The following is a 23,140-nucleotide window of genomic DNA, read 5'->3' as shown; positions in this document are numbered from 1 at the left end:
ACGGTCGCCTGAGCATGCCCCTACTGCGCCTTTTACCTGCGACGCTCTTTTTGTCGTTGGCCACACTTTTCAATCTGACGCTGGCCGCCGCTGACGAAACTGCTTTACCCCGTCCCGCAGACTGGGCTCAGCCGGTGGAGGCTCAGTACAACCTCTATCAGATGTCCCCAACCCTCTATCGCAGTGCGTTGCCGGACAGCGGAGCGGTGTCGTTGCTGAAAAAACTCAAGGTCGCGACTGTCATCAATTTCCTGCCCGAGTCGGACTCAACCTGGTTGTCCACACGCGGAATCACCCAGATACAGCTGCCCTACCGCACCAATCACGTGGATGACAGTGATGTACTCAAGGCCCTTCGCACAATTCAGACCGCCGAGGCCAAAGGCCCTGTGCTTATGCACTGTAAACACGGTTCGGATCGTACCGGCCTGATGGCCGCAATGTACCGGGTGGTGGTGCAAGGCTGGAGCAAAGAGGATGCCCTGAACGAAATGACCCAGGGCGGCTTTGGTGACAGCACCCATTTCAAGGACGGTGTGCGTTACATGATGCAGGCCGATGTCGAAAAACTTCGTACGGCGCTGGCCAATGGTGATTGCAGCACGAGTCCGTTTGCCAGTTGCTCGATGAAGAACTGGTTCAAGTCGGCCCATGTCGAGTAATTAATACCTCCCACTGCATGGCGCAGTGGAAGGTGGTTTCCGGCACTCAGTGTTGCTCGTCTGGTTTCTTCTTTAACTTAGGGTTCGGAAAAAACTGCACGGCCTGGACCTTGGCGTCCGGCACCTTGAGTGCCGAGGTATTGACCCGCGTGCCCAGTTCCTTGGGCACCGACAGACCTTGTTCATTCAACGTGTCGGAATAACCGCAGGCCACGCACTCGCGATGCGGAACTGTGTCTTCGCTCCACATCATCAACTTGTCCGGCTCGCTGCAGGCCGGGCAGACCGCCCCGGCGATAAAGCGTTTTTTGGTAATCACAGGTCCCTCACTCATGCTGCCGCGTCCTCACTCAGGCCGCTGTGGCGCAAGAGTGCGTCAATCGATGGCGCACGGCCACGGAAGTCGACGAACAGCACCATTGGTTCTTGGGAACCACCACGCGCCAGGATCGCTTCACGGAACGCGCGACCGGTCTCGGCATTGAGTACGCCGTCTTCTTCGAATTTCGAGAAGGCATCGGCTGACAATACTTCTGCCCACTTATAGCTGTAGTAACCCGCTGCGTAACCACCGGCAAAGATGTGGGCGAAGCTGTTGGGGAAACGGTTGTAGGCCGGCGGCCGCATGACCGAGACCTCGTCGCGTACGCCTTCGAGCACTTGCAGCACGCTGCGGCCGTCGCCGTGGGTGGCGTGCAATTCGAAGTCGAACAGCGAGAACTCCAGTTGGCGGACCATCATCAGGCCGGACTGGAAGTTTTTCGCCGCGAGCATTTTCTCCAGCAGATCCTGAGGCAACGGCTCGCCGGTTTCATAGTGACCGGAAATCAGCGCCAGACCTTCCGGCTCCCAGCACCAGTTTTCCATGAACTGGCTTGGCAGTTCGACCGCATCCCAAGCCACGCCATTGATGCCAGACACGCCGGCATGCTCGACGCGGGTCAGCAGGTGATGCAGGCCGTGGCCGAATTCGTGGAACAGGGTGGTCACTTCGTCGTGGGTCAGCAGGGCCGGTTTGCCGCTGTCGGCCGGGGTGAAGTTGCACACCAGGTTAGCCACCGGGCTTTGCAGCACGCCGTTGACTGTGCGGCGATGATCGCGGGCGCCATCCATCCAGGCCCCGCCGCGCTTGTTGGCGCGGGCATACAGGTCGAAGAAGAAACGACCGACGTGCTGGCCGTTTTCCTTGATTTCGAACAGGCGGACGTCCGGATGCCAGGTATCGAAGCCTTTCAGCTCGGCAATCTCGATGCCGTACAGGCGCTGGACGATGCTGAACAAACCACCCAGAACCTTGTCGATCGGGAAGTACGCGCGAAGGGTTTCCTGAGCGACGCTATAGCGCTGTTCGCGAAGTTTTTCGCCATAGAAACCGCTGTCCCAGCTTTGCAGGTCCGGGCAACCTTGTTCGGCGGCGTAGGCCTTGAGCTGTTGCAGATCCTGGGCGGCGAACGGCTTGCTGCGTTTGGCCAGGTCACGCAGGAAACTCAGTACCTGATCATTGGATTCGGCCATTTTGGTGGCCAGGCTCAGCTCCGAGAAGCTGGTGAAGCCCAATAGTTTTGCCAGTTCCTGACGCAGGTCGAGGATTTCCTCCATGACCGGTCCGTTGTCATTCTGACCGGCATTCGGCCCTTGGTCCGACGCACGGGTGCAGTAGGCGGCATAGACTTCTTCGCGCAGGGCGCGGTCCTGGGCGTAGGTCATCACCGCGTAGTAACTCGGGAATTCCAGGGTGATCAACCAGCCATCCAGCTCTTTGGCTTGTGCGGCGGCGGCCATTTGCGCCTTGGCCGACTCGGTCAGGCCGGCGAGGGCGGCTTCGTCGGTGACGTGCTTGGTCCAGGCCTGGGTGGCGTCGAGCAACTGGTTGGAGAAGCGGCTGCCCAGCTCCGACAGTTTGCTCTGCACGTCGGCGTAACGCTTTTGTTCGGCTTCAGGCAGGTCGATACCCGACAGACGGAAGTCACGCAGGGCGTGTTCCAGGATGGTTTTCTGTGCCACGTCGAAACCGGCGGCCTCCGGGCTGTTGGCCAGCGCTTCATAGGCCTGAAACAGTTCACGGTTCTGGCCCAGCTCGGTGGCGTAGGCGCTCAGGGCCGGCAGGCAGGACTCATAGGCTTCGCGCAACTCAGCGCTGTTGCACACGGCGTTGAGATGGCTGACCGGGCTCCAGGCGGCGCCCAGACGATCGTTGAGTTCATCCATCGCCAGCACCAGGCCAGCCCAGGTCGGTTGTTTGCCTTGGGTTTTGAGGATGTCGACGACGGCAGCGCGGTTGTCAGCCAGGATCTTTTCAATGGCCGGTTGCACGTGTTCGGCACGGATCGCCGAGAACGGCGGCAGGTCGTAGGACTGCAAAAGAGGGTTGTTCACGCTCACGGTTAGCACCTTGGCTGGAAAACATGCGGGAAGAAACATGGCCCCATCTTAATTACAATCGACGCTCACCGCAGCTATCAGCAAAAGAGAGAGAGCCTATCGTGACCCTTCGCAAGTATCAGAACCACACGCCGCTGCTGGGTAAAGGCGCCTTTGTCGACGGCTCGGCGGTGGTGATCGGCGACGTCGAAATCGGCGAAGACAGCTCCGTCTGGCCGCTGACAGTGATCCGCGGCGACATGCACCGCATCCGTATCGGTGCGCGCACCAGCGTGCAGGACGGCTGCGTGTTGCACATTACCCACGCCGGACCATTCAACCCCGATGGGTTCCCGCTGCTGATCGGTGACGATGTGACCATCGCGCATAAAGTCATGCTTCATGGCTGCGCTGTGGGGAACCGGATTCTGATCGGCATGGGCAGCATCGTCATGGACGGTGCGGTGGTCGAGGACGATGTGATCATCGGTGCCGGCAGTCTGGTCCCCCCGGGCAAGCGCCTGGAAAGCGGGTTTCTCTATGTCGGTAGCCCGGTGAAACAGATCCGACCGCTGACTGACAAGGAAAAAGCCTTTTTCACCTACAGCGCGGCGAACTACGTGAAGCTCAAGGATCTGCATCTGGCCGAAGGTTACGACCAACTCTAAGCCGCTTGATAATGGAAAGTGCCTCCCTATTGCCCAGGAATTTTCATGCATTACCAAACCGTACTGTTCGACCTCGATGGCACGCTGACCGACCCGCGTGAAGGTATTACCCGCTCCATCCAGTTCGCCCTGAGCAAACTGGGGATCGATGAACCGGACCTGACAAGGCTTGAACATTTCATAGGCCCGCCGTTGTTGCAGGCGTTCATGCAGTTCTACGACTTCGACGAGCCCAAAGCCTGGGAAGCGGTGAATTTCTATCGCGAGCGCTTCAAGGTCACCGGCCTGTATGAGAACCGCGTGTTCGACGGCGTCACGCCGCTGCTGGAAACACTGGTTGGGCAAGGGCGACAGCTGTACATCGCGACCTCCAAGCCATCGGTTTTCGCCCGGGAAATCGCCCGGCACTTCGACTTCGCCAGGCATTTCAAAGTGATTTACGGCAGTGAGCTGGACGGCACGCGGACTGACAAGGTCGAGCTGATTGCGCACTTGATGGCCGAAGAAGGTCTCGACCCGGCCAATACGCTGATGATTGGCGACCGTAAACACGATCTGATCGGCGCTCGCAGCAATGGACTGGACGCGGCGGCGGTGGGTTATGGGTTTGGCAGCCGGGAGGAGTTGAGCGTCGAAGCACCGGCGTATCACTTCGAGACGCTGGAGGAGATGCATCAGGCGTTTTTGCAGCGTTAGTTGAATTGCCTTCGCGGGCAAGCCTCGCTCCTACGGGAAGATGCGTAAATTCCGTAGGAGCGAGGCTTGCCCGCGAAGGCGTCCCCCCAGACACATCCTGAGCAACTGTTCTCACTCCAATCCCTTCTAATCGTCCTAGCCTTAACACTCCGGCCACGATCAAGGAGGATCATCATTGCCAGAACTCAAACATGCTCATCGATTGCGCTCCGGGCGATATTCGGAGTCCGGACAGATTTACCTACTGACCGCGGTGGTTTTGAATCGAGAACCGTTGTTTCGCAACTTCAAGAATGGGCGTCTGGTGGTTGATGCGTTTAGAACGGCTGAGCGAGAGGAGTTTGCAACATCGTTAGCCTGGGTGGTCATGCCAGATCATTTTCATTGGCTGATTGAGTTACAGACCACTCAACTATCCATATTAATGGCCCGTACCAAATCCCGGATCGCGGTGACGGTCAATCGCTCGATTCGCCGTCAAGGTCCGGTTTGGCAGCATGGCTATCATGATCGCGCCATTCGCAAGGAAGAAGACTTGCAGGCAGTTGCTCGATATATCGTTGCCAATCCGTTGCGAGCGGGATTGGTAGAAAAGGTCGGGGACTATCCGTTGTGGGATGCGATTTGGCTGTAGCCGACTTTGGGGAACCTGGGCCGGCCTCTTCGCGGGCAAGCCTCGCTCCTACAGAATGTACGTCGCCTGCACCGTCGTCGCCCGACTGTAGGAGCGAGGCTTGCCCGCGAAGAGGCCCGCTCAGCCACCGGAGCTCGCTGATCCGGCCAACACTTTCAACGCCGCCTTACGCTCCCCGACCGGTAACGCGCCCAATTTCTCCACCGCCGCATAAAACCTCACCCAATCCCCATCGACTTGCCCGAACAACGCAGCAAACGCCGGTACCCATTGGTCATACAAACCAAACGGGAGCAGCCGGGCGTTGTTCATCGGGGTGTTGATCCAGGCATCGTAGCGTTTGTTCCCGGCCCATTGGCTGTCGCGTAGCGTCCGGTAATCACGGCGCAATTGTTCGAACTCTGCTGCTTTTCGCTCGCGCATTTGCTCGGCAGGCAGTGGCAAGGCGTAGAGCTGCTCCAGTCTCTTGCGTGCGTCCAAAACCAATTGGATGAACTGGTCGCGTTGCTGTGCCAACGCTCGGTTATCCGGTGGCAGGCCTCGGAATGCGCGCCATTGGCGAGTGCCCTCCTGCTCGACGAAGGTGGCGAAGGACTCGTTGAACTCGGTGTCGTCTTTCACATAGACACGTTGATGGGCGAGTTCGTGAAAAATCAGCGTGGCTAACCGTTCGTCGCCCCAACCCATCATCGAGCTCATGATCGGGTCGTTAAACCAACCGAGCGTCGAATAGGCCTCGACGCCGCCAATCGACACGTCCATACCTTGCAATCGTTGCAACGCGGCCTCACCGCGGGCAGCGCTCTGGCTGTAATACCCGCGATAGGCGACGCAGCCAGCGATGGGGAAGCAATGGTTCTGTGGCTTCAGCGAAAACTCCGGCGTGGCAAAGACGTTCCAGACTACAAACGGTCGGCCGATGTCGGCGTACAGGCGATAGCTCTGGTTGTCCGGCAGGTGCAAGCGCTGGCTGGCAAATGTCCGGGCCTTTTGTGATTGGGCCAGATGCGCGCGCAATTGCTGATCGCGGTCCGGATCGGCAATCACACTGGAAACCGGCTCCCGTGCCCGCAGCAAGTGCAGCTGACCACTGGCCAATTGGCCGTAATAGCTGATGCTGGTGCAGCCGTTAAATAACAAAAGAAGCATCCCCGGAAACAAAATGCGTAAAACGCGATCAAGTAACCCAAGGCTTGGACACGGCCTGATCAAAATGAATCATCCCTGGAAAGTCTGCCCGCAAGACTATCCCGCCTATTGGAGCTCCGCTATGCGCAAGTTGATACTGACGGGAGGCCTGCTGATGCTGGCCGGTTGTGCTGGACTGCCCACCCCTGATCCTTCGCAGGCATGGATCGATCTGGATTCACGGCAGGAAGACACCGCGCTGCAAGCGGTGGAAGTCGATGACAAGGCTTCCATCGATAAGCGCTACTTCGAGGTGCAGCCGGGCAGCCATGAGCTGACGGTTCGCTACCTGTTTGCAGTCCAGCCGACCAACATTGGCCCCGACGCCGAGCCGCTGTGGCGCGACTGCCAGTTGAATGTGAAATTCAAGGACTTCAACGCCGGTCAGCGGTATCAGCTGCAAGCGGGGTATATCGGCTTTCGACCGTGGGCGAAGCTCTATGATCAACAGCGAAAAGTGATTGGGCAGGGCACACCGGCAGGCTGCCAACGTACTTGATCGACGCTATGCTGAATTATCAGTCCTTGGGAAATTCATCATGCGCAGGTTGTTGCTGTTGCTCGCTGCAGGCGCCTTTGTCGGTTGCACGAGTCCGTTACCGGCGGTCAATCCGCAGATGGCCTGGGTCGACTTCGCTACGCCGAGCCCCGGCGGGAAACTGCTAATGGCCGACCGGCTGGACAATCAGCGGCTGAGCGACGGGCGTTACTTCCAGGTCACCCCAGGTAGCCATGAACTGAGAGTGCGTTTCGATTTTGAAGTGTTTGGTGGTGGCTCAGGCTTGATGAATGCTCCGCTGGAGCGGCTGTGCTACCTGACCATCAATTACGACCATTTCGAGGCCGGCCAACGCTACCTGTTGGAAGCGCGTTCGATAGCGTTCACCCCCAGCGCCCGACTCTACAATGCCAAGCGGGAAATTGTCGCCGAAGATCGGCTGGCCAACTGCGTCATGTGAGCCGAATCAGCGATCATTTTTTTGGTAGATGATTTTTTTGGTGCCGTTTTCGCACGTGCCGACCACCATGTTCTGATCGTGGACTTCGTCGTTGGTGACGATTTCCAGGGTGTAGGACGAGACGTTATTGGCCTGGATCTTGGCTTCGATCTCGGCCTTGAGTTCCTCACAGGATTTCGGTGCCGCGAGGGCCGATGTGGCCAGCGTGCAACAGATAACCGCCAAGGCAAAACGTTTCATGGTTGAAGCTCCCTTTAGGCAGCGCGCACGGTGATGCGCTGAAGCTGCTGTCATTTATTCGACCACAGTTTTGTCAGTCAGGTTATGTTTCAGGACAAAAAAAGACCGCAACCTGCGCAAGGGAGCCCGCGAAGGCTGCGATCTTTTACCCGCTAGCGTATCAACCCACTATCAGCTGACCAACGTCGCATCCAGGCTGATTTTCGCATTCAGCACTTTGGACACCGGGCAGCCTTCTTTGGCTTTGTTGCTCAGTTCCTCGAATTGCGCCTGGGTCGCCCCGGGGATTTTCGCCTTGAGAATCAGTTTTACCGCTGTGATTGCAAAGCCACCGTCTACCTGGTCCAGGGTAACTTCGGCATTGGTGTCGATACTGTCGGCCTTAAGGTTGGCCTCGCCGAGAATCATTGAAAACGCCATGGAGAAACAGCCCGCGTGAGCCGCGCCGATCAGCTCTTCCGGATTGGTGCCTTTACCCCCTTCGAAACGGGCCTTGAAGCCATAGGGCGCGTCTCTGAGAACGCCGGTTTCCGTGGAAATCGAGCCGATACCGGTTTTCAGATCACCTTCCCAATGAGCTGATGCTTTCTTCGTGATAGCCATGTCTGCCTCCTCAAGATCCGACGCGAAACGTCGCGCCTTCGTGGTTTTCGGTTACCAGGGTTCTGAGGATAGACCGTCAGGCAAAGTTCACCTCATCTGATCGGTCCTCTAATCGCGTAGGAATTTTGTCTCTCCTATTGAAACTCGGGTATATGCCCTCATTGCATAGAACACGCTTATAGACTCGGCAGGTTTTCGTTCGTGAAAAAACCTGCTTACCCATTGGAGAAGCAGGTTTATGAAACGACTATCCGATATCAAGTTTTCGACCCTCGATCTGGTGCCCGTGCGGGAGAACGGCAGTGCGGCCCAGTCTCTGCACAATTCCCTGGACCTGGCGCAGCACGTCGAAAAATTCGGCTATAACCGCTTCTGGGTCGCCGAGCACCACAACATGGACGGGATCGCCAGTTCGGCGACCTCGGTTCTGCTGGGCTATCTGGCTGGCGGCACTTCGACCATTCGTGTCGGTTCGGGGGGCGTGATGCTGCCCAACCACGCGCCACTGGTGATCGCCGAGCAGTTCGGCACCCTTGAAAGTCTGTACCCGGGACGGATCGATCTGGGCCTGGGTCGCGCGCCTGGCTCCGATCAAATGACCGCTCGCGCCTTGCGCCGTGAGCGCTCCGGCAGCGCCGACGACTTCCCGCAAGACGTGACTGAACTGATGCGCTACCTCGGCCCACGCACGCCGGATCAGCGGATCATTGCCATGCCGGGTACCGGCACCAATGTTCCGGTCTGGTTGCTGGGTTCGAGCCTGTTCAGTGCACAGTTGGCGGGTGAGCGCGGTTTGCCCTACGCCTTCGCTTCACATTTCGCACCGCGCTTCATGCATGAGGCGATTCGCGTCTACCGCAACCACTTCAAGCCTTCAACGGTTTTGGATAAGCCTTACGTGATGCTCGGCGTGCCGTTGGTGGCAGCGGATACTGATGAGCAGGCCGATTACCTGGCCACCTCGGTCTATCAGCGGATTCTCGCGTTGATGCGTGGCCAGAGCCTGGTGCAACGCCCGCCCGTCAAGACCATGGACGGGCTATGGCTGCCCCATGAGAGAGAAGCGGTCGGTGATTTCCTGGGTCTTGCCATGGTCGGCAGCCCGCAGAAAATTCGCGCCAAGCTGGAAGTGTTGATCGAACAGACTCAAGCCGATGAGCTGATTTTTACCTGTGACCTGTACGAACATGCCGATCGCCTGCATTCCTATGAGTTGCTGGCGCAGGTCATGAAGGGCTGAAGCGCAAACAGCGCCCACAAAAAAGCCGACGCCATTGCGTCGGCTTTTTTATTATCGAGGGCAGGTCAGCCCTGCTTGTAGACGATTTGCCTGGAGCCTTTTTCACAGGTGCCGACGACTTTTCCGTCAGCAGCAGCGCCTTTGTCGACGATCTCCAGTGTGTAATTGGAAACGCCTTTGGCATCCAGTTTTGCTGAGATTTCGGCTTTCAGCTCGTCGCACGACTTGCCTTGGGCAAAGGCTGTTCCCGCAAGGCTCAACAAGCCTACCGCCAAAATAAACTTCTTCATGGGTTGCACTCTCTGGTCGGATCAATAGGGGAGAGCATCCAGCTATCGGCTGGATGCGCCCACCGTGCAGCGCTCTGCCATTCCCTATGGCATTCGGCCAGCGCGCAAGTTCAGAAGACTAGCTCAAACTCAGCTACTGGCAATCCGGAATCCGACTTTGAGCGTCACTTGGAAGTGTGCTGCTTTGCCGTCCTTGATGTGTCCGCGGGTTTCGGTCACTTCAAACCATTCCATGTACTTGAGGCTTTTGTTGGCTTCGGCCAGGGCATTGTTGATGGCGTCTTCAATGCTGGTGGTGGATGAGCCAACCAGCTCGACTTTCTTGTAGGTGTGATGGTCAGTCATGGCGTTCTCCTAAGGGTGTGAAATACAGCCTAGCAGTGATTTTTCTTATTTCTTCTGTCGACCAATCCGGATGGAAGTTCAGATTTACTGCACTTTCTCGAACCCCTGAAGTCCCAACCAACACACGCAACTCAAACAATGCAGGAGATTCACCATGGCCAACACCTCGTTACGTAAAGCCTCATTGCAAAGCATGGAAGCCGAGATCGAGAGTCTGCTGAAATCGTTGGAAAGCCTGAAGGACGACGCCTCGGACGAGTCGCGTAAAACCCTTAAAACGCTGAAAATCAACGCCGAAAACGCGCTGAAGCATTCGCGTCATCTGCTCTCCGATGCCTATGAAGAGGTCAAGGTCAAAACCCGTGAAACCGGGATCGCGACACGTGACTACGCCCAGGAACACCCTTGGACTACAGCCGGTGTCGCAGTCGGTGCGCTGGGTCTTCTGGCGGCCTATCTGCTGTGCAAACGCGGTAATTAAGATGCCTGGCGCAGTTCGTTTTTAAGCCACTGCGCCAGCTGCCGAGCGCGCCCGTCCGCGGCGCGCTTGGGTAGCCACAACGCCAGTTGCGCCGGGGTTTCACAGAAGCCCCATGGCGCAACCAGGCGACCGGCCTTCAAGTCTTCGGCCACCAGCGGCTCGGGCGCGATGGCCACGCCCAGCCCGGCGACTGCTGCCTCCAGCAAATAATACAAATGCTCGAAACCCTGACCATACTTCAGCGCCTTGCCGTCGAGGCCGCTTTGCTGTGCCCAACTCGGCCAGGCTTGCGGGCGTGAGGTGGTGTGCAGCAAGGGTTCGGTCAGCAGCGCGTGAGCCGGTGCATTCTGCAGCCTTTCGCAGCCGACGAATCGTGGGCTCATGACCGGGCCGATGCGTTCGCTGGCCAATTCGTAGACCTGCATGTCCGCCGGCCATGGCGGCTCAGCAAATACCAACAGAGCATCCAGGCCGGGTCGTCGTGGATCGAGATCGCCTTCGCCAGCCGACAGGTGCAAACGCAGATCCGGCAGGTCCGCATTGAGTCGCCCCAAGCGCGGAATGAACCAGCGCGCCAGCAGGCTGCCCGAACAGCCGAGCACGAACGGCGCATCGGCGGTGCTTTGGGTCAGTTCGGCGCAAACGCTGCGCAATCGCTCGAAGGCCTCACCGCTGACATCGCGCAAACGGACACCGGCATCTGTGAGTTTCAGGCCGCGTCCATCCTTGATGAACAGACTCACACCGAGGTGTTCTTCCAGCGCCTTGAGTTGTCGACTGACCGCACCATGAGTGACGTGCAGCTGTTCGGCGGCCTGACTGACGCTGTTCAGGCGGGCAGTGGCTTCGAAGGCGCGAAGGGCGTTCAGCGGAGGAAGGTCGTGGCTCATGGGATCTGTGAGTTTTCCTGACAGGTTGTGGCGATCTTATCGGTTTTCAGTGCGGGATGTCAGGGGTAGAGTGAACCCCATCGTCACCTCTCGAATACAACTGGAGCGACCCATGACCCAGACTAATCTGCGCAACGGCCCCGACGCCAACGGCCTGTTCGGCGCGTTCGGTGGCCGTTACGTCGCCGAAACCCTGATGCCGTTGATCCTCGATCTGGCCCGCGAATACGAAGCGGCCAAGGAAGATCCGGCGTTCAAAGAAGAATTGGCCTACTTCCAGCGAGATTACGTTGGACGTCCAAGCCCACTGTATTTCGCTGAGCGTCTGACTGAGTTCTGTGGCGGCGCGAAGATTTACCTCAAGCGCGAAGAGCTGAACCACACTGGCGCGCACAAGATCAACAACTGCATCGGCCAGATTCTGCTGGCGCGGCGCATGGGCAAGAAACGCATCATTGCCGAGACCGGCGCTGGTATGCACGGCGTGGCGACCGCCACCGTGGCTGCGCGTTTCGGCCTCGACTGCGTGATCTACATGGGCACCACTGACATCGAACGTCAGCAAGCCAACGTGTTTCGCATGAAGCTGCTGGGCGCCGAAGTGATCCCGGTGGTCGCTGGCACCGGCACCCTTAAAGATGCAATGAACGAAGCCCTGCGTGACTGGGTGACCAACGTCGACAGCACCTTCTACCTGATCGGCACCGTGGCCGGCCCGCACCCGTACCCGGCCATGGTTCGTGACTTCCAGGCTGTGATCGGCAAGGAAACCCGCGAGCAGTTGCAAGCCCAGGAAGGCCGTCTGCCAGACAGTCTGGTGGCGTGCATCGGTGGTGGTTCCAACGCCATGGGTCTGTTCCACCCGTTCCTCGATGACAAGAGCGTTGAGATCATCGGCGTCGAAGCCGCCGGTTACGGCATCGAAACCGGCAAGCACGCGGCCAGCCTGAACGGCGGCGTACCGGGTGTGCTGCACGGCAACCGTACGTTCCTGTTGCAGGACGACGATGGCCAGATCATCGACGCTCACTCGATCTCTGCCGGCCTCGACTATCCAGGCATTGGCCCGGAACACGCCTGGTTACATGACATCGGCCGCGTCCAGTACACCTCGGTGACCGACGATGAAGCCCTCGACGCATTCCACAAATGCTGCCGCCTGGAAGGGATAATTCCGGCACTGGAAAGCGCCCATGCCCTGGCCGAAGTGTTCAAACGCGCACCGACCCTGCCGAAAGATCACCTGATGGTGGTCAACTTGTCCGGCCGTGGCGACAAAGACATGCAGACCGTGATGCACCACATGGAACACTCTCAACAAGAGCAATCCAAGCAGGAGAAACACTGATGAGCCGCCTGCAAACGCGTTTTGCCGAACTCAAGGAACAGAATCGCGCCGCCCTGGTGACCTTCGTGACCGCTGGCGATCCGAGCTACGACACGTCGCTGGCGATCCTCAAAGGCTTGCCGGGAGCGGGTGCCGACGTAATCGAGTTGGGCATGCCCTTCACCGATCCGATGGCCGATGGCCCGGCGATTCAACTGGCCAACATTCGTGCCTTGGGCGCCAAACAGAACCTGGCGAAAACCCTGCAAATGGTTCGCGAGTTCCGCGAAGGCAATACCGATACGCCGCTGGTGCTGATGGGTTACTTCAACCCGATTCACATGTACGGCGTGCCGCGTTTCATCGCTGAAGCCAAAGAGGCCGGTGTCGATGGCCTGATCGTGGTCGACATGCCGCCCGAGCATAATGGCGAGCTGTGCGACCCGGCACAGGCGGCGGGCCTGGACTTCATCCGTCTGACCACTCCGACGACTGATGACGTGCGCTTGCCGACTGTATTGAACGGCAGTTCCGGCTTTGTTTACTACGTATCGGTGGCGGGTGTGACCGGTGCGGGCGCGGCGACTCTGGAACATGTCGAAGAAGCCGTCACCCGTCTGCGTCGCCATACCGATCTGCCGATCAGCATCGGTTTTGGTATCCGCACACCGGAGCAAGCGGCGTCCATCGCGCGTCTGGCCGACGGTGTGGTGGTGGGGTCGGCACTGATCGATCACATCGCCAATGCCTCAACGCCGGATCAGGCTGTGGAGGGTGTACTCAGCCTGTGCGCGGCCTTGTCTGACGGCGTACGTAAAGCGCGGGTCAGCTGAAGGTAAAGTTCCTGATACAGAGGAATTAGAGCTTCGCAGCACAGACTAAACAGCAAGACCGAGGGCTTCAGGACTACGTTCTGAAGCCCTTTTTGCTGTATGGCTGTGAGGAAAGACCTGATGAAAATGCCGAAACGTCTGATTGCCAGCCTGGGCGTGCTGATGCTCAGTGCGACTCCATTGCTGCACGCCAGCGCCGATCAGCGCGACGATAACGACCGAGGCGGGCCGCAGCAGGGTCATTACGATAACCGAGGTGACAATCGTGGCGACGATCACCGTGGCCCGCAGGACAATCGTCGCGGCGGTCCACCACGGGATTTCGGCCCGGTGCGTCAGACTATCCACGATAACCATGGTTATTTCGTACGCGGTGCGCCGCCACCTCCAGGTGTTCATCTGGTCCGTGGCCGGCCGTTGCCTCACGGTTACTACGGAGAGCGTCTGGATAACCGCGCGTTGGGCCGACTGCCGTATTACCCGGGTTACGAGTGGCGTCGTGCGGGCGGCGATATTGTGCTGATCGCCGTAGGCACCGGGATTGTTTATGAGATTCTGGATGGGGTTTTGTATTGATTCACGCCTAAGCGGGAAGGCGATCCATTGTGGCGAGGGAGCTCGCTCCCGCTGGGTCGCGGAGCGGCCCCAAGATCGACCAGGCAACCTATCGCGCCGGCTTCGCCGTCGAACGGGAGCAAGCTCTTATCGCCACAGGGGGATCTCTGGTCTTTCAGGGATCCTTTACCTCAGGGCAACTCCAACCCACCCGCAGCCTTGTGCAGCTTGCGCAAATGTTCGCCAACCTGCTTCAGGTTGGCTTCGTTGGCGGCCATCTCGGCGGCTCGACTCGGTTCGAGCAGTGCTCTCACTTCCTTGTCGAGATCCCCGGTCAGCGCTTGCAGTTGCTTCTGGCGCAGGTTGCTTTCCGACTCCAGGCGCGTCCACTCGTTCGGTTGCGGCAAACCATAACCGCCGGTGCCGAGCAGTTCGGCCGGACGGCTGAGGAAGCCGCTGTTGGCGAGAATCTCCTGCAAGGTCGCATTGGCCTTATCCATGCCGCCATTCTTCAATTCCCGAGCGCCCAGATAACGTTGCTTCACTTCGTCCTGGGCCAGCACCATCTGCTGACGGAAACTGGCCTGCTCCAGCAGCAGCAATGCCGCGCTGGTGCGTAAGTCAGCCTGATCAATCCATTTACGGCGTTCCTCAGCTTTCAAGGACAGCCAGTCCTCGACCTTGTCCTGCTTGATCGGCAAATGCTTTTTCAGCACTTCGAACATCGCTTGATAACGCTCGCGGAAGGAGTCGAAGCGATAGCCCAGGCGCAGTGCTTCGCGGGGATCATCCAGCACGCTGGTGTTTGCCAATCCACGGCCCTTGAGCACTTCCAGCAAACCGTTGGGCATGATGCTGTCGAGGCCGACCAGTTGCGCATTGTTGGTGCTGCTGCGCAGTAATTTCAGGCCTTCTACCGCGCAGTTGTTGGACAGGAAAAAGTAGTTGCCGTCGTAACTCCAGTGCATCTCCGCGGCGTGTTCCACCACGTCTTCGACCTCGCTGTGCGACAGGTTCAGCGGCACCGATGCCAGGCTGCGCAGTTCGGTCTTGGTGTATTCGTCGATCACCTGGGCCAGCGGCAAGACAAACAGGCGCGATGGGTATTTACCCACCAGCCCATCCCAGCTCGACAGCTGTAAGTCACCGACGAAGGCGCGGTAGGACAACACCAGATGCTGATCCAGATCCAGTCGACAATCCGGCCCGCGAGGCCGACCCGGTGCGCAGATCACCAGTCGCAGCATGCTGTGACCCCAGCGGCTGACCCAGTTCTGGTTGGCTTCTGCCAGTAGATAGTCAACCGCGTAAACCCGCTCCGGATCGACCTGACCCAGAGGCTGCTTGGCGAAGTCGTTACCCGCATTGAGAAAGGCAAATGATTGGGCGCACGTATCTTTTGCAGCAGGAGCCCAACCGAAATGTTCTTTGTAGTAGCGATACAGCGCAGGGCGACGGCAGGCGTAACTTGGGTCGAGGAGGAAGTACTCCATGTTGACCGCGACAAACTCCTTCGGGCTGTTCGTCTCGTAGATGTCCGGGCTTCGGGCAATCTGCCGGTTGTGCTGTTCGCGCTCGCCGCGCCGACCGACGTATTGCGGCCAGCCGGCCAAATCCAGCAGACGAGGGTCATCGCTGAGGGTCCAGCGTCTCTCCGTCTGCCCACGGCATTGATCGGGGATGCCGATCAGCCCGGAGCTGCTGTTACGTTGCGTGCAACGCTGGATCAGTGTGCGCTCGGCGGCTGGCCACAGGCGCGCACGGTCATAAATGTGGGTGAGTTCGTGCAACACCGTGGCGAGCATTTCCCGGCGAACGGTACCGTGTGGACGATACGTTTTTTGGGTCGCGGCGCTGCCGTTGGTGAGGCTGGCGAGCAAATTGCGGTTCAGATCGAGTTCGGACACCAGTGACGCCTGGCCGTAAGCATCGCTCGGCATGTCGTAGGTCCAGCCGACGTCAATGCGCCGGTCCAGTTGCTCGATGAAGCGCGGTGGTAACGCCTGCATGGCTTCATCGAGCAGCGCCTGACTGGCCTGCTGTTGCGCGGGGCTCAGACCGTCGGTCTTGAGCCGTAATTGCAGGCTGGCCTGAGCTGTGTTGCCAAGCAGCAACACAACCCCGGCCAGCAGCCAGGCGCCGAGTGACTTCACAGTGCGAGGATGGCTTCGGCGAGAACCTGATCACTGGCGTCTCGGGCTTCCGGCACGCGAGTGCGCAAGGTGTCGAAGGCCGCTTCCAGGTGCGCACCACGGATTTCACCCTCGCTGGCGACGAAACTGGCTGCATCGTCGTGGGCTTCACGGACGATCTTCGAATCGCGGATGGACGTGGTGGTGTCGGAAGTGAAATCAAGCGTGCGTTCGGAAGCACGAATGATGATGTTACTGGTGGCTACCAGGGTTTGCGCCTGGGCCACATTGGCCAACAACAGCAGGCCAAGGGTGGCAGCAATCAGCGGGCTACGCATGGAACGACTCCGGAGGAACAAGGGATAACTATTGGACGAGAATTGCTTGCGCCAGTTCAAGGTCGCTGGCGTGAAGTTTTGGCTGGGTCCGGCGCAGGTAAATCAACGCGGCCTCCAGTTGTGATCCTCGCAGTTGACCGTCACTGGCAATGAACGCGGCAGCGTCATCCCGGGCGGCGATCAGCAGTTTATGGTCGAAGGGCGCGGAGGTCACCATGCTGGTGGCATAACCACTGGCCACGGTGCCTTGCGTAGACAGGTTGAAAGCATCGAAGGCATGGGCCGAACCCGACCAGCAAGCCGCAAGAAAAACCGCAGTGATCGAAATACTTGAAAGAAAACGCATGAGGCTCGATAGCTGAAAACGAGTCCCAAGGCTAGCGCAATGCCCGGGCTAGAGCCAGTGCCGAAACATGGGGACACCTGTGGGAGCGGGCTTGCTCGCGAAAGCGGTGCGTCAGACGACATCAATGTTGGATGTGCTGACGCCTTCGCGAGCAAACCCGCTCCGACATGGATTGCGTTTAACTGATCAGCATTAGGGCGTGCCCCGCTTCAGAGCTGTCGCTTAGATCGTCAGGATGGCCTGGGCCAGCTGTGCGTCGGTCGCATTCAGTTGTGGAGTCTGTTGGCGGATGTGGTCGAGCGCGCTTTCCAGTTTCACACCACGAATGGCGCCTTCGCTGGCGACGAAGCTGGCGGCATCGTCACGAGCAGCACGAACGATTTTGTCGTCGCGAAAGGACGACGAGACATCCGACGTTGCGTCAGAGGACGCCTTCAGTCCACCAACAATGGAATCGGTGGTCACGATAAAGCTGGTGGCGTGGGAATTGGCAGCAACGGCAAGCAGGGCGGCAGCGCTGAGCAGACGTAGACGGGACATGGGGTAGCTCCTTTGGATAGACCGATTTAGAGGTGGCTCAGGATCAGACGCCTTTCGTAAAGCGTTCGCCACGTTCTATCTGGATATTAGGCCTGTGCACCTCGGTTAGAACAGTCCCGTCTGTTAATGGAGAACGCTAGCGCCAGAACGGTTTGTCCACTTCGTTGAGGCGGTCGGCATGGCTGATGCCCAGATCCGAGAGCTGTTGATCATTGAGTTGGCCCAGTAACCGTCGGGTGCGAGCCCTTTCCAGGCTGTCGGCGAACGCTCTCAGCAATCCTCGAAGCCTGGCCAAGCGGGGCTTTGCTTGCGGTGTGACGATGGAAGCATTTAGTAAGTTATTCATGGGCGCGGTCCTTTTGCCAACTTGTCGGGATTCAATGGTGACCCCCCTACGCCTGCGGGCACAGACACACTCAGATGAAATTGTACTGGTTCAATTTGTTGAATATATAAACTGTACCTATTGAGGGTTATGTCTTCTGTACGGCCCAATGTGAACGCTCCAAAACGACAAAACCCGTCGTGGTTTCCCACGACGGGTTTTGTTTGTTCAATTCGGGTTGCTGGCGGTGGATCCAGAGGATCAGAGCCAGCGACGCTAACTTAACGCCAGAACGGCTTGCTCAGCTCTTCGTAGCGTTGTGCTTCGCTAATCCCTGCGTCAGCCAGCAGACGCGAATCCAGGCGAGCCAGTTGATGGCGGCTGGAGATGCGGCGCTGCCACAGCATCAGGTTGGCGATAACGCGCAGAGGCATGGAAGCCTGGGTTTTTGCAGCAGTATCTTCGAAGAACAGTTCGGAACTGAGTGTACGTTCCATGGTTGACATCCTTCCGCTTATGGCGGGATTAGGTAGTGGTTTAACTGATGCCAATGATCCTCTCGTTTGGCCAGTCTCTGTAGATACAGTTCACCTGTATTGTGAGAGACCAGTTAACTGTTAAAAGGCAGTGTACTGGTCGAAATTGAGGCAACTGTACCTATCTGCACTAATACGGTGCATTTTTGCTCCGTTCAACGCAAAAGGTAGGAAAATACCGTAGGAAAAGACCGGTACAGCAGTACAGTTTTTGACGGTATTGAGTGTTGTCACCGCGAGCTGACGAAACTGTGTTTGCGTCAGCTGCAATCTGTATCAATTACACCGCCAGCATGCGCCCGGTTTCTTCCAGGTTTATGTGCCAACTCAGGGCATCACGCAGGATGTGCGGGGTATGCCCGCCGACTGCGCAAGCGGCAGTGAAGTAGTCATTCAAGGCTGGTCGATAGTCCGGGTGAACGCAGTTGTCGATGATGACTCGAGCACGCTCACGCGGTGCCAGGCCCCGGAGGTCGGCCAGGCCTATCTCGGTCACGAGAATGTCGACGTCATGTTCTGTGTGGTCGACGTGGCTGACCATCGGGACCACGCTGGAAATCGCGCCACCCTTGGCAATCGACTTGGTGACAAAGATCGCCAGGTGCGCATTGCGCGCGAAATCGCCGGAGCCGCCGATGCCATTCATCATCCGCGTGCCGCAGACGTGGGTGGAATTGACGTTGCCGTACAGGTCGAACTCCAGCGCAGTGTTGATGCCAATGATGCCCAGGCGTCGCACCACTTCGGGATGGTTCGAGATTTCCTGAGGGCGCAGCACCAGCTTGTCCTTATAGTGCTCCAGATTCCCGAACACATCGGCATTGCGCCGGCTCGACAGGGTGATCGAACTGCCGGAAGCAAAGCTCAGCTTGCCGGCGTCGATCAGGTCGAAAGTCGAATCCTGCAGCACTTCGGAGTACATGGTCAGGTCTTCAAACGGCGAGTCGATCAAGCCGCACATCACCGAATTGGCGATAGTGCCGATACCGGCTTGCAACGGGCCGAGCTTGTTGGTCATGCGACCGGCAGCCACTTCTTGTTTGAAGAAATCGATCAGGTGGTCAGCGATGGCCTGTGTGTCGCTGTCCGGCGGCAAGACAGTGGACGGCGAGTCGGACTGGTTGGTGATCACGATTGCGACGATTTTTTCTGGCGGTATCGGGATGGCGGTGCTGCCGATGCGGTCGTCGACCTTCACCAGCGGAATAGGCGTGCGGGTCGGCCGGTAGGTCGGGATATAGATGTCGTGCAGGCCTTCGAGATTCGGGTTGTGAGCCAGGTTGATCTCGACGATCACGTGTTTGGCGAAAATCGCGAAGCTGGCCGAGTTGCCTACCGAGGTGGTCGGCACGATATGGCCCTGCTCGGTGATTGCCACGGCTTCGATCACCGCGATGTCCGGTAGCTTGAGTTGTTGGTTACGCAGTAGCTCTACGGTTTCCGACAGGTGCTGATCGATGAACATGACTTCGCCGGCATTGATCGCCTTGCGCAGGGTGCTGTCCACCTGGAACGGCATGCGTCGCGACAGTACGCCGGCTTCAGTCAGTTGTTTGTCGAGGTCGTTGCCCAGGCTGGCACCGGTCATCAGGGTGATTTTCAGCGGCGTGACCTTTGCGCGCTCGGCCAGGGCATGAGGCACGGCCTTGGCTTCGCCGGCTCGGGTAAATCCGCTCATGCCGACGGTCATGCCGTCCTGAATCAGAGCGGCAGCGTCGGCGGCGCTCATCACCTTGTCCAACAATGAAGGCAAGCGAATACGGTCACGGTACATGATTGTTATCTCGGGCAACGGAAGCAAGGTGCGCAGTCTAGTGAATTTGATCAGTGTCCGTCCCGCTACCAAGGTCGCATTCGGGCTGTCTATTCTGGGCCTTTCAGACAAAACACCGTTACAGGATCGGTAACAGCCACAAACAAAAACGCCCCGACGAGTCGGGGCGTTTCAGATTGCCGAAGAGTGTTACTCGACGGCTTTGACCATGTCTTCGATGACCTTCTTGGCGTCCCCGAAAACCATCATGGTCTTGTCCAGGTAGAACAGTTCGTTGTCCAGGCCGGCATAGCCGCTGGCCATCGAGCGCTTGTTGACGATGATGGTCTTGGCTTTGAACGCTTCCAGAATCGGCATGCCGGCAATCGGCGATTTCGGATCGTTCTTGGCTGCCGGGTTCACCACGTCGTTGGCACCGAGTACCAACACCACGTCGGCCTGACCGAACTCGGAGTTGATGTCTTCCATCTCGAACACCTGGTCGTAAGGCACTTCGGCCTCGGCCAGCAGTACGTTCATGTGGCCAGGCATCCGGCCCGCAACCGGGTGGATCGCGTACTTCACGGTTACGCCGCGGTGAGTCAGCTTCTCGGTCAGCTCTTTCAATGCGTGCTGCGCGCGAGCCACCGCCAGGCCATAGCCCGGAACGATGATCACGGTGTCGGCGTTGGTCAGCAGGAAGGTGGCATCGTCAGCCGAACCGGATTTCACCGGGCGCGCTTCTTTCGAGCCTGCCGGGCCAGCGGCATCTGCTGTGTTGCCGAAACCGCCGAGCAGCACGTTGAAGAAGGAGCGGTTCATCGCCTTGCACATGATGTACGAGAGGATCGCACCGGACGAACCGACCAGCGAGCCAGCAATAATCAGCATCGAGTTGTTCAGCGAGAAGCCGATACCCGCTGCGGCCCAGCCGGAGTAACTGTTGAGCATCGACACCACGACGGGCATGTCTGCGCCGCCGATCGGGATGATGATCAGCACGCCCATCACGAAGGCCAGGGCCAGCATCAGAGCAAATGCGCTTAGATTGCCGGTCAGCATGAAGGTAACGCCCAGTGCCAGCGTCGCCAGACCCAACAGCAGGTTCAGCTTGTGCTGACCGTTGAATTGTACCGGTGCGCCTTGAAACAGGCGGAACTTGTACTTGCCCGAGAGCTTGCCGAACGCAATCACCGAACCGGAGAAGGTGATTGCACCGATGGCCGCGCCGAGGAACAGCTCCAGACGGTTGCCCGCCGGAATCGAATCACCCAGCTGTTTGACGATGCCCAGAGACTGCGGCTCGACCACCGCCGCGATAGCGATGAACACTGCGGCCATACCGATCATGCTGTGCATGAAGGCGACCAGTTCCGGCATCTTGGTCATTTCAACGCGTTTGGCCATGATCGAGCCAGCAGTGCCGCCGACCAGCAGACCGACGATGACGTAACCGATGCCGGCAGTAGCACTGCCTTGCTCAAAAGAGAGCGCGCCCAGCTTATAGATCAGGCCCACGGTAGTGAGGATCGCCAACGCCATGCCGAGCATGCCGTAGACATTGCCGCGCCGCGACGTGGTGGGGTGCGACAGGCCTTTGAGGGCCTGGATGAAGCAGATCGACGCGATCAGGTAGAGCGTCGTTACCAGATTCATGCTCATTACTGGGGCGCCTCTTCTTTTACGGCTTTCGGGGCTTTTTTCTTGAACATCTCAAGCATGCGACGCGTTACCAGGAAACCACCGAACACGTTCACTGCCGCCAGAGCCACGGCGAGGGTGCCCATGGTCTTGCCCAGTGGCGTCACGGTTAAAGCGGCCGCCAGCATGGCGCCGACGATCACAATCGCTGAAATGGCGTTGGTCACTGCCATCAATGGCGTGTGCAGTGCGGGTGTAACGTTCCAGACCACGTGATAACCGACATAAATCGCCAGCACGAAGATGATCAGGTTGTAGATACCGGGGGAGATAAGCTCTTCCATCGTCTGAATCCCTGCTTAGGCGTTTTTGCGGATGACTTGGCCGTCGCGGCACATCAGGCACGCGGCGACGATGTCGTCTTCGAGGTTCACTTCAAACTGGCCTTCTTTGTTGAAGACCAGCTTCAGGAAGTCCAGCAGGTTGCGCGCGTACAGCGCCGAAGCATCGGCCGCGACGGCGCCGGCCAGATTGGTCGGGCCGCAAATGGTCACGCCATTCTCGACGACCACCTGATCAGCCACGGTCAGCGGGCAGTTACCGCCCTGGGCTGCCGCGAGGTCGATGACCACGGAGCCTGGCTTCATCTGCGCCACGGTTTCCGCGCTCAACAGCGTCGGCGCCTTGCGGCCCGGGATCAGTGCAGTAGTAATGACGATGTCAGCCTGCTTGGCGCGTTCGTGCACGGCCAGGGCCTGGCGCTGCATCCAGCTGGCCGGCATGGGGCGTGCGTAACCGCCGACACCGACGGCGCATTCGCGCTCTTCATCGGTTTCGTACGGCACATCGACGAATTTCGCACCCAGGGATTCGATCTGCTCCTTCACGGCAGGACGCACGTCGGACGCTTCGATGACGGCACCCAGACGTTTCGCCGTGGCAATCGCCTGCAAACCGGCTACGCCAGCGCCAAGAATCAGCACGCGCGCCGCTTTCACGGTGCCCGCAGCGGTCATCAGCATCGGCATGAAGCGTGGATAGTAGTGAGCAGCCAGCAACACGGCCTTATAGCCGGCGATGTTCGCCTGAGAGGACAACACATCCAGGCTCTGAGCGCGGGAGGTGCGCGGCGCGGCCTCCAGTGCGAAAGCGGTAATGCCGCACTCAGCCATCTTGGCAATGGTTTCATTGCTGAACGGATTGAGCATGCCCACCACAACGGTGCCGCTTTTTATCAGCGTCAGTTCGCTGTCGCTGGGGGCGACCACCTTGAGAATCAGCTCGGCGCCAAATGCATCATTGGCGCTGCCAATGGTTGCGCCTGCCGCTTCATAAGCACTGTCGACAACGCTGGCATTAATGCCGGCGCCGCTTTGCACAGTGACTTTATGACCCTGGCCGATCAGCTTCTTGATGGTTTCCGGGGTTGCAGCAACCCGTGTTTCACCCGTCTGGGTTTCGAGAGGAACACCAATGTGCACGTCAAATCTCCTGCGTGATCTTATTGAGTAAACCCAGGCACTTCGGATGGTGCGGCTGGGGCGGCCGATCAGCACG

The 23,140-nt window shown here is 58.6% G+C and carries 29 protein-coding genes; 11 read left to right on the top strand and 18 right to left on the bottom strand.

The window, feature by feature from the left end:
• The first annotated feature begins 14 nt into the window (after positions 1-14).
• Entirely contained in the window at positions 15-662 is a 648-nt protein-coding gene (locus PMI18_RS10935; protein ID WP_007902795.1) for a dual specificity protein phosphatase family protein, read from the top strand.
• Positions 663-708: 46 nt separating this feature from the next.
• On the opposite strand, the gene PMI18_RS10940 is transcribed toward PMI18_RS10935, so the two are convergent.
• Positions 709-996, bottom strand: coding sequence for a YheV family putative zinc ribbon protein (locus tag PMI18_RS10940; protein ID WP_007902793.1), 288 nt, complete (start codon positions 994-996; stop codon positions 709-711).
• The gene (prlC, locus tag PMI18_RS10945) at positions 993-3,083 is read right to left on the bottom strand and encodes an oligopeptidase A (protein WP_162831696.1); all 2,091 of its coding nucleotides are present in this window, start codon (positions 3,081-3,083) and stop codon (positions 993-995) included. Before prlC ends, PMI18_RS10940 begins: the two co-directional genes overlap by 4 nt.
• A gap of 62 nt (positions 3,084-3,145) precedes the next feature.
• Here prlC and PMI18_RS10950 point away from each other — a divergent pair, with 62 nt between their 5' ends.
• From PMI18_RS10950 to PMI18_RS10960, 3 genes are all read left to right on the top strand, one after another.
• Positions 3,146-3,691: a gamma carbonic anhydrase family protein gene (locus PMI18_RS10950; RefSeq protein WP_007902790.1), complete on the top strand. Its 546-nt coding sequence runs from the start codon at positions 3,146-3,148 to the stop codon at positions 3,689-3,691.
• Positions 3,692-3,736: 45 nt separating this feature from the next.
• A complete protein-coding gene (locus PMI18_RS10955; protein WP_007902787.1) occupies positions 3,737-4,387 on the top strand; it encodes an HAD family hydrolase in 651 nt (216 codons plus the stop codon).
• 175 nt (positions 4,388-4,562) lie between these two features.
• The gene (locus PMI18_RS10960) at positions 4,563-5,021 is read left to right on the top strand and encodes an REP-associated tyrosine transposase (RefSeq protein WP_007902784.1); all 459 of its coding nucleotides are present in this window, start codon (positions 4,563-4,565) and stop codon (positions 5,019-5,021) included.
• Positions 5,022-5,141: 120 nt separating this feature from the next.
• Here PMI18_RS10960 and PMI18_RS10965 read toward each other — a convergent pair whose 3' ends face one another.
• Positions 5,142-6,233, bottom strand: a complete 1,092-nt coding sequence (locus PMI18_RS10965; protein WP_033036633.1) for an aminopeptidase — start codon at positions 6,231-6,233, stop codon at positions 5,142-5,144.
• A 58-nt stretch (positions 6,234-6,291) separates the two neighbouring features.
• Here PMI18_RS10965 and PMI18_RS10970 point away from each other — a divergent pair, with 58 nt between their 5' ends.
• Both PMI18_RS10970 and PMI18_RS10975 read left to right on the top strand, forming a co-directional pair.
• Positions 6,292-6,708: a PA0061/PA0062 family lipoprotein gene (locus tag PMI18_RS10970; protein WP_007902780.1), complete on the top strand. Its 417-nt coding sequence runs from the start codon at positions 6,292-6,294 to the stop codon at positions 6,706-6,708.
• 40 nt (positions 6,709-6,748) lie between these two features.
• The gene (locus PMI18_RS10975; RefSeq protein ID WP_007902779.1) at positions 6,749-7,168 is read left to right on the top strand and encodes a PA0061/PA0062 family lipoprotein; all 420 of its coding nucleotides are present in this window, start codon (positions 6,749-6,751) and stop codon (positions 7,166-7,168) included.
• A 6-nt stretch (positions 7,169-7,174) separates the two neighbouring features.
• Here PMI18_RS10975 and PMI18_RS10980 read toward each other — a convergent pair whose 3' ends face one another.
• Entirely contained in the window at positions 7,175-7,408 is a 234-nt protein-coding gene (locus PMI18_RS10980) for a DUF1161 domain-containing protein (protein WP_007902778.1), read from the bottom strand.
• A 171-nt stretch (positions 7,409-7,579) separates the two neighbouring features.
• Positions 7,580-8,011, bottom strand: a complete 432-nt coding sequence (locus PMI18_RS10985) for an OsmC family protein (protein WP_007902777.1) — start codon at positions 8,009-8,011, stop codon at positions 7,580-7,582.
• Between the two features lie 238 nt (positions 8,012-8,249).
• Here PMI18_RS10985 and PMI18_RS10990 point away from each other — a divergent pair, with 238 nt between their 5' ends.
• The gene (locus tag PMI18_RS10990) at positions 8,250-9,251 is read left to right on the top strand and encodes an LLM class flavin-dependent oxidoreductase (protein WP_007902776.1); all 1,002 of its coding nucleotides are present in this window, start codon (positions 8,250-8,252) and stop codon (positions 9,249-9,251) included.
• Positions 9,252-9,316: 65 nt separating this feature from the next.
• Here the strand turns inward: PMI18_RS10990 and PMI18_RS10995 are convergent, their stop codons facing one another.
• Together PMI18_RS10995 and PMI18_RS11000 are read right to left on the bottom strand one after the other, a co-directional pair.
• On the bottom strand, positions 9,317-9,541 hold the full coding sequence (locus PMI18_RS10995) for a DUF1161 domain-containing protein (protein WP_007902775.1): 225 nt from the start codon (positions 9,539-9,541) through the stop codon (positions 9,317-9,319).
• Positions 9,542-9,670: 129 nt separating this feature from the next.
• Positions 9,671-9,886: a dodecin gene (locus PMI18_RS11000; RefSeq protein WP_007902773.1), complete on the bottom strand. Its 216-nt coding sequence runs from the start codon at positions 9,884-9,886 to the stop codon at positions 9,671-9,673.
• A gap of 154 nt (positions 9,887-10,040) precedes the next feature.
• Between PMI18_RS11000 and PMI18_RS11005 the strand changes: the two genes are divergently transcribed.
• The gene (locus PMI18_RS11005) at positions 10,041-10,367 is read left to right on the top strand and encodes a DUF883 family protein (protein WP_007902771.1); all 327 of its coding nucleotides are present in this window, start codon (positions 10,041-10,043) and stop codon (positions 10,365-10,367) included.
• Here the strand turns inward: PMI18_RS11005 and PMI18_RS11010 are convergent.
• The gene (locus PMI18_RS11010; protein ID WP_007902769.1) at positions 10,364-11,257 is read right to left on the bottom strand and encodes a LysR family transcriptional regulator; all 894 of its coding nucleotides are present in this window, start codon (positions 11,255-11,257) and stop codon (positions 10,364-10,366) included. The genes PMI18_RS11005 and PMI18_RS11010 overlap by 4 nt on opposite strands.
• 112 nt (positions 11,258-11,369) lie before the next feature.
• Between PMI18_RS11010 and trpB the strand changes: the two genes are divergently transcribed.
• From trpB to PMI18_RS11025, 3 genes are all read left to right on the top strand, one after another.
• Entirely contained in the window at positions 11,370-12,605 is a 1,236-nt protein-coding gene (gene trpB / locus PMI18_RS11015) for a tryptophan synthase subunit beta (protein WP_007902766.1), read from the top strand.
• Positions 12,605-13,417 carry a tryptophan synthase subunit alpha gene (gene trpA, locus PMI18_RS11020; RefSeq protein ID WP_007902765.1) on the top strand — a complete coding sequence of 271 codons (813 nt, stop codon included), beginning with the start codon at positions 12,605-12,607 and terminating at the stop codon, positions 13,415-13,417. The genes trpB and trpA overlap by 1 nt, the downstream gene beginning before the upstream one ends.
• Before the next feature lie 120 nt (positions 13,418-13,537).
• Positions 13,538-13,993: an anti-virulence regulator CigR family protein gene (locus tag PMI18_RS11025; RefSeq protein ID WP_007902763.1), complete on the top strand. Its 456-nt coding sequence runs from the start codon at positions 13,538-13,540 to the stop codon at positions 13,991-13,993.
• Between the two features lie 170 nt (positions 13,994-14,163).
• Here the strand turns inward: PMI18_RS11025 and PMI18_RS11030 are convergent, their stop codons facing one another.
• The 10 genes from PMI18_RS11030 to PMI18_RS11075 all read right to left on the bottom strand — a co-directional run bounded on the left by PMI18_RS11030 (position 14,164) and on the right by PMI18_RS11075 (position 23,064).
• Positions 14,164-16,125 carry a DUF7844 domain-containing protein gene (locus tag PMI18_RS11030; protein WP_007902761.1) on the bottom strand — a complete coding sequence of 654 codons (1,962 nt, stop codon included), beginning with the start codon at positions 16,123-16,125 and terminating at the stop codon, positions 14,164-14,166.
• The gene (locus tag PMI18_RS11035; RefSeq protein WP_007902760.1) at positions 16,122-16,442 is read right to left on the bottom strand and encodes a DUF2388 domain-containing protein; all 321 of its coding nucleotides are present in this window, start codon (positions 16,440-16,442) and stop codon (positions 16,122-16,124) included. The genes PMI18_RS11030 and PMI18_RS11035 overlap by 4 nt, the downstream gene beginning before the upstream one ends.
• Positions 16,443-16,470: 28 nt before the next feature.
• Positions 16,471-16,788: a DUF2388 domain-containing protein gene (locus tag PMI18_RS11040; RefSeq protein ID WP_007902758.1), complete on the bottom strand. Its 318-nt coding sequence runs from the start codon at positions 16,786-16,788 to the stop codon at positions 16,471-16,473.
• A 222-nt stretch (positions 16,789-17,010) separates the two neighbouring features.
• Positions 17,011-17,328 (bottom strand): DUF2388 domain-containing protein, encoded by a 318-nt coding sequence (locus PMI18_RS11045; RefSeq protein ID WP_007902756.1) that lies wholly within the window; start codon positions 17,326-17,328, stop codon positions 17,011-17,013.
• Positions 17,329-17,464: 136 nt separating this feature from the next.
• Positions 17,465-17,674: a DUF1127 domain-containing protein gene (locus PMI18_RS11050; protein WP_007902754.1), complete on the bottom strand. Its 210-nt coding sequence runs from the start codon at positions 17,672-17,674 to the stop codon at positions 17,465-17,467.
• A 260-nt stretch (positions 17,675-17,934) separates the two neighbouring features.
• A complete protein-coding gene (locus tag PMI18_RS11055) occupies positions 17,935-18,150 on the bottom strand; it encodes a DUF1127 domain-containing protein (RefSeq protein WP_007902752.1) in 216 nt (71 codons plus the stop codon).
• 319 nt (positions 18,151-18,469) lie between these two features.
• On the bottom strand, positions 18,470-19,963 hold the full coding sequence (locus tag PMI18_RS11060; protein WP_007902745.1) for an acetyl-CoA hydrolase/transferase family protein: 1,494 nt from the start codon (positions 19,961-19,963) through the stop codon (positions 18,470-18,472).
• A 189-nt stretch (positions 19,964-20,152) separates the two neighbouring features.
• Complete coding sequence (locus tag PMI18_RS11065) at positions 20,153-21,604, bottom strand: NAD(P)(+) transhydrogenase (Re/Si-specific) subunit beta (protein WP_007902744.1); 1,452 nt, start codon at positions 21,602-21,604, stop codon at positions 20,153-20,155.
• Positions 21,604-21,927: an NAD(P) transhydrogenase subunit alpha gene (locus PMI18_RS11070; protein ID WP_007902743.1), complete on the bottom strand. Its 324-nt coding sequence runs from the start codon at positions 21,925-21,927 to the stop codon at positions 21,604-21,606. The genes PMI18_RS11065 and PMI18_RS11070 overlap by 1 nt, the downstream gene beginning before the upstream one ends.
• A gap of 15 nt (positions 21,928-21,942) precedes the next feature.
• Entirely contained in the window at positions 21,943-23,064 is a 1,122-nt protein-coding gene (locus tag PMI18_RS11075) for a Re/Si-specific NAD(P)(+) transhydrogenase subunit alpha (RefSeq protein ID WP_007902742.1), read from the bottom strand.
• Between the last annotated feature and the right edge of the window lie 76 nt (positions 23,065-23,140).

The organism is Pseudomonas sp. GM102, from assembly GCF_000282555.1.
Taxonomy (GTDB): Bacteria; Pseudomonadota; Gammaproteobacteria; order Pseudomonadales; family Pseudomonadaceae; genus Aquipseudomonas.
This window is presented reverse-complemented; position numbering and strand designations above follow the sequence as displayed.